This window comes from Dyadobacter alkalitolerans DSM 23607 (assembly GCF_000428845.1).
GTDB lineage: Bacteria > Bacteroidota > Bacteroidia > Cytophagales > Spirosomataceae > Dyadobacter > Dyadobacter alkalitolerans.
Genome location: NZ_AUAS01000001.1, coordinates 209,023 through 220,794, shown reverse-complemented (window position 1 = coordinate 220,794; position 11,772 = coordinate 209,023). Strand labels below are relative to the sequence as shown.

General features: G+C 43.5%; 8 protein-coding genes. 1 reads left to right on the top strand and 7 read right to left on the bottom strand.

Annotated features, from left to right (window positions below; genetic code table 11):
• Position 1: 1 nt before the first annotated feature.
• Genes G395_RS0100900 through G395_RS0100870 form a run of 7 tightly spaced genes read right to left on the bottom strand, consistent with a single transcriptional unit; the run spans position 2 to position 9,560 of the window.
• Entirely contained in the window at positions 2-700 is a 699-nt protein-coding gene (locus G395_RS0100900) for a WbqC family protein (RefSeq protein WP_026628323.1), read from the bottom strand.
• Between the two features lie 6 nt (positions 701-706).
• Positions 707-2,755, bottom strand: a complete 2,049-nt coding sequence (locus G395_RS0100895; protein WP_026628322.1) for an ArnT family glycosyltransferase — start codon at positions 2,753-2,755, stop codon at positions 707-709.
• Between the two features lies 1 nt (position 2,756).
• The gene (locus G395_RS0100890) at positions 2,757-3,842 is read right to left on the bottom strand and encodes a DegT/DnrJ/EryC1/StrS family aminotransferase (protein WP_026628321.1); all 1,086 of its coding nucleotides are present in this window, start codon (positions 3,840-3,842) and stop codon (positions 2,757-2,759) included.
• Complete coding sequence (locus G395_RS0100885) at positions 3,835-5,094, bottom strand: ABC transporter ATP-binding protein (RefSeq protein ID WP_026628320.1); 1,260 nt, start codon at positions 5,092-5,094, stop codon at positions 3,835-3,837. Before G395_RS0100885 ends, G395_RS0100890 begins: the two co-directional genes overlap by 8 nt.
• A 17-nt stretch (positions 5,095-5,111) precedes the next feature.
• Positions 5,112-5,945, bottom strand: coding sequence for an ABC transporter permease (locus G395_RS0100880; protein WP_026628319.1), 834 nt, complete (start codon positions 5,943-5,945; stop codon positions 5,112-5,114).
• 1 nt (position 5,946) lies between these two features.
• Complete coding sequence (locus G395_RS0100875) at positions 5,947-7,032, bottom strand: GumC domain-containing protein (RefSeq protein ID WP_026628318.1); 1,086 nt, start codon at positions 7,030-7,032, stop codon at positions 5,947-5,949.
• On the bottom strand, positions 7,032-9,560 hold the full coding sequence (locus G395_RS0100870) for an SLBB domain-containing protein (RefSeq protein ID WP_026628317.1): 2,529 nt from the start codon (positions 9,558-9,560) through the stop codon (positions 7,032-7,034). The genes G395_RS0100875 and G395_RS0100870 overlap by 1 nt, the downstream gene beginning before the upstream one ends.
• A gap of 269 nt (positions 9,561-9,829) precedes the next feature.
• Here G395_RS0100870 and G395_RS0100865 point away from each other — a divergent pair, with 269 nt between their 5' ends.
• On the top strand, positions 9,830-11,701 hold the full coding sequence (locus tag G395_RS0100865) for a DNA topoisomerase IV subunit B (protein ID WP_026628316.1): 1,872 nt from the start codon (positions 9,830-9,832) through the stop codon (positions 11,699-11,701).
• Positions 11,702-11,772: the final 71 nt, after the last annotated feature.

Sequence of the window (11,772 nt, the reverse complement as noted above, 5' to 3'; positions counted from 1 at the left end):
CTTAAATCAGTTCGTAAGCCTTTAAATGTTCCTTAATGTCCGCGGGGTCGTTAAACATCAGGATATCTATAATTGACAGCCAAGGTACGAAAGCATTTTTAAATTGGGGATAAGGGCTCGAAACACTTTTAATGAAGTCAAGTTTTATCCCTTCCTTTTCAAATTTTGCTTTGTCATACAATTCCATTCCTCCAATCGGATTAATGTAATGGCTGGCATTTTCCTGCTTACAGATATCCAGAATTCTATCCTGACCTTTCAAATGTGTGTTCTGGTATATCGTGGACGAGGGGACAATCTCCGTCGTGATTTCCATGTACTCACAGGTTCGTTTCAGGGCCTGAAAAGTCAGTTCGTATATGGTTTGAACATCTAAATTTACAATTTCTTCTATCAGAACAAAAACCTTCTGATAATTGGGGGCTTTTTGATACGATTGCTGAATGGTTTTCAGAAACTTCTTCTGCCAGGGCTCACTTCTTGAAAGTTCGACCTCATTGATCAGCTTATTCTGGCTTGCATCTTTCAGTGGAATTGTAAAAAGATGCGGCTTGGAGGACACCAACACATTATTTCTGTTGATCCAGCCTTTGTTAATAAAATTCACATCATCATAGATAATGAATTTATCAACGGCGTTGATCAGCTGAAAATAGCCTATATATGGAAATATATAGGGCTGCATAATGGCGATGGTCATGGATTGCTATTTAAGCTTTCTGAGATAATAATCTTCACCTCTTACCGCCACGTTCGTGATGGTTGTGTCACTTCCCAGGCGAATGTCTTGCGGAAGGGCTTTTATGCGGCTTGTATCATTGATTACGCTTTTAGCATAGAAAAGGTAATCAGCTTCTTTCGGAATCGGCTTTAAACCTTGTTCAAACGGGTGGATGGTGATCAACTTACGCGAAAGATCTTTACCATAAAGCGGATATTCAAAGTCGTCATTGATCGTAGCCAAGGCAACGGTTGCGTCTTTGGGGACAATGGAATCAAATGTTTGATAAGCCTTTGTAATGTCGGGACGGGCAAATGTCTGCAATTGAATCCTATCCGTTTCCAGCGCTGATTTATGACCATAAGCCGCAATAGGCAGGCAACGGATATTAAGATAAACCGACATTACGGCCGAAACGCAGGCCAGTCCTACCACAACCATAATGTATCCTTTCCATGCATTGCGTCGCGGTTTGAGGATCGATAAACGATGGTTTGAAAACAACAGCAACAGGAAAAGGACGCCGAATAAGCCGGTTTCTATAAAATATCTTCCTTTGAAAGGATCATAAACGGCGGAGTATGAAATTGCCGCAAAGTGCAGACAGAATGCGAGTGCCAGAAACCAATGAACCCGCGAGCGAAAAACGCGGATTAATGTTAAGAAAATCAGTGGCAATATCAGCGCAAAACCAAATACGCCCCAGTAAGGGTTCGCATTGAAGTTGTCAAAACGGCGTTGGAACGAAAACGGGACGATCGCGTATTCGGTCTCTTCATCCAGTCGCATGCGTAATTTATCTTCCAAAACCACAAGTGGTTTGCGGATAAATGTATTTAAATCATATCCCCACTGCGCGTTGCGGATGCCATCCAGATTACAAAACTCATAAGTATAGCGGACCACATTGCGGCTTCCCTGCTCGAAAAGATTGGGCAACGACCCAAAACGCTCCACGGACTGATGTTTCAATGCAGTAGGCGGGCCTATCGGGTGCCCGAAGACCATGATGTTTTTAATGTAACCTGTCGGGAATGTATAAACGAGCATAGCAACGAATATTGCGACGGCCAGTTTCATAAACCGGTTGAAAAAAACTTTCAGGTCGGGCGCCAGGAACACCGTATAAAGCATGATGACAAAAACCGATGGCAGTAACAATGCAAATGTCACTTTATGGCCAAAGACAATGCCGAATGCAAGCCCCGACAAATACAGATATTTGGTGTTTCTTGTGCTGTAATAAGTGAAAAGGAAGTAAAGCAGGCAGCTCAGGTAAGCGGTCAGAACAATGTCTGTTTCTGTTGTTACCGCCTGCATCAGGAAGTTCAGGAACATCCCGTATGCCAGTGCGCAGAAGAAGCTCGCCGACAAATTCCTGCCAATGCGTTGCGCAATCCCAAACACGCATACGAGTGTGATGTAGTAAGAAGTATGGTGAATCAGTTTGAATGCATTCTCAATCTTTCCGCTGATCAGATAGCTGTAAATCTGAATGGTCGTAAGGCTTTTTGGATACGTGTCCATATTCCAGTTCGTCCCTCCGAAATGTGCCATCGTGCCGTGCTGAATGTATCGGATTGCACGATTCAAATGGCCTGTCATGCTATCCCATTCATTCGGCGCTGTAAAAAGCACGAGGATAAAGTTGGTCACTGCAATTACTGCAATGGTCCCAAACATGAAAAAGAATATCGTTTTAAGATAAACAGACAGCTCTTTGGACCACGAACGGAAAGTTTCAGTCCGGTTTGAAATAACCGAGCGAATGGAGTAGGAGGGCTGTGCCGCGAGGAGTGAATTCCAAATTAAATAATGCAAGCCCAAAGCAACAAATGTAACACCTATCCATGCCCAGGTTTGTGCGGTAAGATCTAATGCGGAAAGTACGAAACCTGCGGGAATGATGCTTCCAACAAACAGCATGAAACAAACGATAAGCCACTCTGCCAATGAAGGCTGGGCTATCCTTTTAGCAACAAAACTGATGCTGTATAAAAACAGCAGGAACGCAAGCCAGTAAACAAAACTCATGCTATTCTGGTGATAAATGACCATTAATGATGCGGGAGATCCGTTCGATGTCCGAATACGGAAGGCCAACATATAAAGGCAAACTTAACACTCTTAACGCGATATCTTCCGAAACCGGGCAGGCAATTTGCCTCGGCATGAAGGATAGCGTGTTTAATGAAGGATAAAAATAACGCCGCGGAATAACATCTTCCTCACGCAATGCGTCCATAACGCGGAACATAACCTGCTCAGAAGGAAATACAACCGGGTAATAAGCGTAATTATATTCAATGTCCTTACTGATGACCGGCTTATATAATACGTCCCAATTCAGCAGACTGTCATAAGCATCAAAAACTTCCTTGCGGGCAGCAATAATGTCTTTAACAAGCGGAAGATTGACCAGTCCCATCGCTGCGTGGAATTCGGAATTCTTGCCATTGATCCCTGCGTAAAGATAATGTTCATCGCCTTGATGTCCGAATGCGCGCAAAAGGTGCAATTTCTTATCAAGCTCAGGATGATTGGAAATCAATGCACCGCCTTCAATTGTATGGAAAACCTTGGTCGCATGAAAGCTGCAAGTGCTCAGATCTCCGAAGGAAAGCAAAGATTTGCCTTTATAGGTGACGCCAAATGCGTGGGCGGCATCATAGATCACTTTCAAATTATGCTTTTTAGCAATTACTTCTATGGCCTCGATATCACAAGGATTGCCATAAACGTGTGTTGCCAGGATTCCGGTCGTTGCTGGCGTAATGGATGCCTCAATCAATGCCGGATTTATATTAAATGTCTGAGGATCAATGTCGACAAAAACGGGCGTGCAATTTTCCCAAAGGATCGCATTGGATGTTGCCACGTATGAAAACGGCGTTGTGATCACCTCACCGGTGATTTCAAGCGCTTTGATCGCGATTTGAAGAACGATAGTTCCGTTTCCGCAAAAATAGAGATGGTCTACCCCCAGGTATTTTTTTAGTTCTGCTTCAAGCTCCTGAAGAACCGGTCCGTTATTAGTAAGATATCCGCGTTCCCAAATTTCCCGAACATATTGCAGATATTTCTCCTGGTCTGGTAAAAAGGTTTTAGTGACGTTAATCATTCACTACATGTTCAGTTTGGCGAATGGAAAAATTAAGTTGAGGGCGAATATATCCGGGCCATTTGCCATACCAGGTTACATTTTCACGATAATCCTCAATATCAAAAATCAAAGCTTCTTCCATATTGTAAAGAACGGTGCTGGTGTCCTTTACGATCATCATAGAAACCACATAGGAACCATCATTCAGGAAATGGCCTGGAATCTCACATACGCCGCTTACTAGCCCTTTTGAAAAAGTTTCAGCCTGTGTACCTACATTAAAAATACACTCACCTGTAAACGTATACAAATGCATGCTGAGGTTCAGGCTCGCGCCTTCTACCAAATTCCAGAATTCAAATTGAAAATTGATAGGCGTACGAACGTCAATATGGTTCAGGTCATCCTGGTATTCAGGGAAAAGCTTGAACCTTTTCACGCGAACCTGATCATTTCCGGGCGCATTTTCAATGTTGTCCCAATGCTTTTCCAAGGTTTTATGAGAAACCTTGCTCAGGTAATTGGTAACGATATGTGTTGTTTCGCCCTGATCGATCAACATTCCTTTTTCGAAATAAAAGGACTTGTTGCAAAGTGCCTGAATAGCAGTGAGGTTATGGCTTACAAAAAGCAATGTTCTTCCACTTTCGGAAACATCGCGCATTTTGCCAAGGCATTTTTTCTGAAACTCTGTATCACCAACCGCTAAAACTTCATCCACGATCAGGATCTCCGGGTTAAGGTGCGCAGCGATGGCAAAACCAAGCCGTACATACATACCCGAAGAATATCTTTTAACAGGTGTATCCAGGAATTTTTCGACGCCGGCAAAATCAACAATCGCGTCAAATGATTGGCGGATCTCGCTTTTAGCCATACCCAATATTGCTCCGTTCAGGAAGATGTTTTCGCGACCTGTGAGTTCCGGGTGAAAACCGGTCCCTACTTCCAGCAAGCTGGCTATACGACCGTCAATTTTGATCTGGCCCGTTGTAGGTTCTGTAATGCGGCTGAGAATTTTCAGTAAAGTCGACTTTCCCGCGCCGTTGTGGCCAACAATGCCTATACGGTCACCCTGATCAATGGAAAAGTTTACATCCCGTAATGCCCAAAACTCTTCTTTCTCGGCAAAGTCGGGATTGTCCTGCTTGCGGGAAAATAATTTGTCAACCTTTTCAGTGACAATATCACGCAGGCTTGGAGAACCATTTTTACGTTGATGGTCTATAATATATTTCTTGCTGATGTTTTCAGCTACGATTACAGGCATGCCTAAAGGTAATTATATCAGATATGATCAACGAAAGTTTTTTCTTTTTTACGGAAATAAATCAAAGACAATATCATTATCGAAAAGGAAATTATTGTTGTTGAGTAAAGACTCTGGGGATTGAAATAAGCCTTGTCACCCAGCAAGCACCAGCGAAAACCATCGATGATACCAACCAGCGGATTCAAGTTATAATATTTCTCAAACCATGTGCCTTGTGCAAGTGTGCTGCTGTAAGCGACCGGCACGGCGTACATTCCAACTTGTACTAAAAATGGAATTAACTGACCGATATCCCGAAAACGTACATTTAACACCGCAAAGAACAGGCCAAAACCCAAACTTGTAATAAATGTAAGTAAAATGAAGCAAGGAAGAAATATGATGTTCCAGCTAATCGGGTGCTTGAAGAAAATCGTCATGATCAAAAATATCCCGAAAGCAATCATAAAGTCAACGAATCCAACCGCTATCGAGCTTAGTGGCATCAGTAAGCGGGGGAAGTAAACCTTTGAGACCAGATTGGAATTGATCAGGATGCTGCTGCTGATCTGAGTAAATGTATTCGCGAAAAATGTCCAGATCGTAAGACCGCTCAAAACCATCAACGGGTAGGGAACACCAGGATCGCTTTTAATTTTTGCAAGATAACTGAAAACGAAAACCATTACAGTCATCGTCATAATTGGCCTTAATACGCTCCACGCAACTCCTAGCAGGGTTTGTTTGTAACGAACTGAAATGTCTCTTTTTGATAAAATCCAGAGTAACTGTCTGTTGAGCCAGAGATCTTTCCAGTAATCCTTTTCGGATCCGCCTGCCTTTATGGTAATTGAGTGCTGAGATGCCATTTTATTGCTTTACTACTACTACTGTTGGAGTTGCAAATACCGTTCTGAAATAGATAAAGATCAGCGCAAGCATTACGCCCACCAACGCGCCTATTTTTGCATTCCTTTTATCTTCTGCTTTGATATCCAAAGGCACCTTAATGCCTTCAATTTCTGTAAATAATGGTGCTTCACGAACCATGGTAACACGCATTTTTTCAGCGCTTCCCATTGCTTCATAGTAAAGCGTTTGCAGGAAGGATGATTTTCTTTCCATGCTGTTGGCCGAAATCTTCGCTTCCGGCAGCATGATCTGCGCGCTGTAATCCAACTGTCGTGCAAGCTTGTGTTCGGCGATGCCCAATACAGCTGCCAGGGAATCGGCGCGGTGTTGAAGGAGATTTAATGTTTTACGCGATTTTTGCGTCTGGTTTTCCGTGTACATTTCTTCAACGGTTTCCAGAAGCTTAGTCACCCAAAGTCCGGCCAGCGTGCCGTTTTCCATACTGGTTGACAGCGAGATGAAAGAAGATTTCCGATCGAGCGAAGCAATTTCGGTTGAGCCCGCTGCTTTAATAACCAGCTCATTCAAAATTCTCCTCGACCTCATATCCAACTTCTTGATATCGCGGCTGGTAAAATGGAAGTTGTGATTTTGCGGAATTTCTTCCCATTCCTTTTTCTTGATCCCGCTTGAATCAATGAAGAAGTTTGCCAGGATCATTTTCTGACCGTTCACTTCCACTTCTTTCATCAGGTTTCTTTCAAGAACCGGACGGGATTTTACAAAATAGAAGAAGTTTTCACCCGTAAAAATGTTCGCGTCAGGCGTGTTTCCCAATCCAAGCAGCCCGGCCATATCGCCGAAACCGGACGATTGCTGGCCTGTACCAAGATTAAAAACAACCTCAGCTTCGTACATGTTTGGTTTATCAATGAATGTATCCAGAGCATATCCAATCCCAAAACCGAGGAGAGGCAATAGCACCAGCATTTTCCAGTTACGTAGAATGGCTGTTTTTACGACCAGAACCTTTTCGATAACCTCTTTCGGGGTCAACTCATCTTCTGGCACTTGTTGTTGCGGATGTAGTGTCGTTGTTGACATTAGTTGATTGATCGGAAAGCCAAGACTGCTAAAATTAAACTCATTACGGAACCTAAGATACCCGTTGCGGTTTGAAGTGCCTGCTGTGTATTAAGCGCAGGAGCGGCTCTTACAGGAACAAAAATTTCGGAACCCGGTTCAACTTTCGGATAAACATTGAAGAACAGGAATCTTCTCGTTCTGTCAACATTTCCGTTTGGATATTTAATGTATGAGCTCTTTCTAAGTGATTGCACTGTGAAACCACCCGATTGTGAAATGTAGTCCAAAAACGCCATCCCTTTACCATATTTAACCGTTGTCGGGTAAAGGACAGAACCATTAACCTGAACTGTTTCCAAACGCTTCGGTATCCGGATAATGTCACCTTCCTGAACAATAAGGTCTTCAAACGACCCTGGGCTTTTCAGGATGTTTTTCAACTTAATGCCGATTGACTCTTCCTTTACGTTCGGAACATCACCGATAATCGTCCCTGATTTAATGCTTTTTTCAGTTTGTTCCGCCTGATCAAAGTCCGTTGGCTCGTCCAGTTCTCTTACCAATGTTCTTCTCAGCAACGTTGCGCCTTCGGGATATGCCAGTTCGGTTAAGCCACCTGCTCTTTTGATCACATCACTGATCTTATCGTTCTTGTTAACAATGGTGTAAGGACCTGCAATAAGCACTTCACCTTCCACGAACACGCTTTGTTGCTCCACGTAATTCGGGGATTTGCGCACCGTAACCTGGTCAAAAGGCATCAATGTAAAGTTGCTTCCTTTGCTGTTAAGTGAAAGATCACGGTCTACATCAAATTTGAAAACTTCGGAAATCTGTGCGTTTGCAGCTCCTGCGATGCTGTTTCTTTTTCTTCTGATAACTTCAATCTCCGAAGTGTAAGCCGATTCTTTGAGGCCTCCTGCTTGCACCAGCAGATCTTCGAGCGTCATGTTCACGGTATAAGGAAACTTGCCTTCGTTTTCGCCGATTTTCGTGTTGTTGACTTCGCCGTTAACACTTACGAAAGCCGTTTCGGCCATGTCAAATTTAGAGGGAACAATGACCCTGTCCAGCCTGGTTAAGATCAGGTCAGGCGTGACATTGTTTAAAATATCCGTATAGTTGATAGAAATGCTTTCTAAAACCAGGTCCTGGCGTGTTCTCAGAACGCTTACACGTCCCACGAACGCATCCTCGCGCAGGCCCTGCGCATTCTCGATCAGCTGCTTTAATGACGGGCTGTTGTCCAACGCGTAATCGCCAGGACGCATTACCGCGCCTTCAACCGTTACAATGTTCTCAAAACGGTCTAAAACAGTTTCAACATTAACCGAGTCACCTGTTACGATTTCAAAAGACTCATAATTGGTCTCCGCAACATCCAGGATCTTGCGTTCTTTTGAAGTGATCCTTTGTACTTTAAGTCTTGCGCGATAGGCTTTATCATTAAAACCACCTGAATAACGAAGCATATCGCCTAGTTTCTCTTCCGGTTTCAGTTCATAAATCCCCGGACGCTTCACCATTCCTGCGATCTCAGCTCTTTTCAAATAGTAACCAACAACAACATTATCGTTATCCTGAACCCTGATATCACCGTCGATCTTACCGTTAACAAGGTAATCGTAGATGTCAATATGCGATATAACCTTGCCGGCACGCACTACACGAACATCACGGAAAGATCCAATTTCATTCGGGCCGCCAGCCTGATAAAGGGCATTAAATGCAGACGATAATGAAGACACCTGATAGGTTCCCGGATTGATCACTTCCCCTGTTACAAAGACCTTTACTGTGCGTACATCGCCCAAGGTTACCATCAATTTGGTGCGTGCTGTTTCTCCGCCGCTGCCAATCAGGCCGGGCGTGAACTTGGAGAACTTGTCAATTAATATCTTGCGAACCTCTTCTATTGTACGGCCGGCCACATACACATTGCCAACCCGCAGCAGCGAAATGAAGCCGTCTTTAGTAACAGTAACCTCGTAAGTGCTTTCTGCGTAGTTGTAAATGAAGATTTTAAGCTCATCGCCCGGGCCAACAATGTAGTTTGTAGGCGTTGCGATCTGCAAATTTGGAATAGGATCAAGACTTTTATTGGCAAAAAGCGAATATCCGTAGATCTTCTGACGAAATGCTTCCTTTTCTGCATCCACAGGCGGAAGTTTGGCAGATGTGGAGTCGTTTAACTTACCCTGATTTCCAGCATCCTGGTTCTGTCCGTTTTGACCGCCGAGGACTTTTCCCTGGTTATCACGTTGAATGTTAGCCTTTTGCTGATTTGCCTGCTGTTGCTGCTGATTGCTCAGGCCAGACTGATTTCCTTGCTGATTTCCTGCATTGCCTTGGTTCGCTGCATTGCCGGCATTACCAGTTGTTCCGCGTGGCGTCCCGGACGTGCTGCCGCTTTGTGGTATACCACCGGCTGGGGCCGTAGGGAAGGATTGAGGGATTACCTGTGACAGGGTAGGTAAGGAAATGAATAAACAGAGAAGATAAGGAAGTATACTTTTATAACTTTTTGCCAATTTGAATCTGTTCATATGAAGTAATATTGTACTATTGAAATGCCTGCAATTCATTAAAACTCTGTATAAGACTAGTGTTTTTGAATTTTGGATATGAGCATATTTAATATTTGGAGGTGTATAACATGGCAAAGTAAATTAGATTTTTCCTATTTTTAAAGAATTTCTATTAATCGTGCCCAAGCTATTTTCGTGTAAAGTTATAACAGGGTAACGACAAATGTCTTAAATTATTAAAATACAATATTCAAAATCAATAATAGCCTCCAAAGGGATCATAGTTTATGGAAAGTACCAACGTGCAGTATGATGAGGATAGTATAAGGTCACTCGATTGGAAAGAACATATCAGATTAAGGCCAGGGATGTATATTGGTAAGCTTGGCGACGGATCTTCAGTGGACGATGGGATCTACGTTTTAGTGAAGGAAATCGTCGATAATTCCATCGACGAACATATGATGGGCAACGGAAAAACCATAGAAATTAAAATTTCAGAGCACCGCGTGGAGGTGAGGGATTATGGCCGTGGAATTCCGCTTGGAAAGGTTGTAGACTGTGTTTCAAAGATCAATACAGGTGGAAAGTATGATTCCGGGGCTTTTCAGAAATCGGTGGGCTTGAATGGGGTGGGGACAAAAGCAGTGAATGCACTTTCACAATATTTTAAAGTGCAGTCATTCCGCGACGGGAAGAGCAAAAACGCTGAATTCGCGCAGGGAGCGCTTGTTAACGAATCCAAAGAAATACAGACTAACCAGCGGAACGGAACGCACATTGCTTTTGAACCGGACGGCGTGATTTTCAAAAATTTCCGCTATATTCCTCAGTATCTGGATAATATGATCTGGAATTACTGCTATCTGAATGCGGGCCTGACCATTAATTTCAACGGACAGAAATATATTTCACAAAATGGCCTGCTGGACCTGCTGCAAAGCAAATCGGATCCCGAGGCGTTGCGCTATCCAATCATACATTTGAAAGGAGAGGACATTGAATTTGCTATGACCCACGGTAATCAATATGGGGAAGAGTATTATTCTTTTGTAAACGGACAATACACAACGCAGGGCGGAACGCACCTTGCGGCCTTTCGGGAAGCTGTTGTCAAGGCGGTAAGAGAGCATTTTAATAAGGATTACGCGCCGGAAGACGTTCGCTCGTCCATCATTGCCGCCGTGGCGATCCGGGTGCAGGAGCCGGTTTTTGAGTCGCAGACCAAAACTAAATTAGGATCAAATACGATCACACCGGACCCTAATAGCACAACCGTGCGGACGTTCGTCAATGATTTTGTTAAAGAAAGACTCGATAATTACCTGCATATGCACCCGGAATCAAGGGATGCATTGAAAAAGCGGATCGAACAATCGGAGCGGGAGCGGAAAGAGCTGGCGGGCATTAAGAAACTGGCCAACGACCGTGCCAAGAAGGCAAATTTGCATAATAAGAAACTGAGAGACTGTCGTTTACATTTAACGGATCTTAAAAACGTGTTGCGTTACGAAAGCACATTGTTCATTACCGAAGGAGATTCCGCAAGCGGCTCGATCACGAAATCCAGGAACATTCAGACGCAGGCTGTTTTTAGTTTGAGAGGTAAGCCATTGAATTGCTTTGGCTTAACGAAAAAGATTGTCTACGAAAATGAAGAATTTAATTTGCTGCAACATGCGCTCGATATTGAAAATGGCGTAGAAAACCTGCGTTTCAACCGTATCGTGATCGCAACGGATGCAGACGTGGATGGTATGCACATTCGTTTGCTGCTTATGACATTTTTCCTTCAATTCTTCCCCGACCTTGTTCGGAACGGGCATCTTTTCGTTCTGGAAACGCCGCTTTTCAGGGTTAGGAATAAAAAGGAGACCATTTATTGTTACAGCGAGGAAGAGAAACAGCAGGCAGTGAACAAGCTGGGCAGCAAACCTGAGATTACCCGCTTCAAAGGCCTTGGTGAAATATCGCCGGATGAGTTCGGGAAATTCATCGGTGAAGATATGCGCGTAGAGCCTGTGATCCTTCAAAAGGAAACTTCCATTCAGAAATTATTGAGTTATTTCATGGGTAAAAACACGCCTGAACGTCAGCGTTTTATCATTGATAACCTGAAAACGGAAAAGAACATTGAAGAACTTGCACTGGCAGTGTAGGACTCTCTTTGTTTATCTTTGAGATCATAAAAGTAATATTCGGAAGGTCGGGTCTTTAAATTCTGACCGGA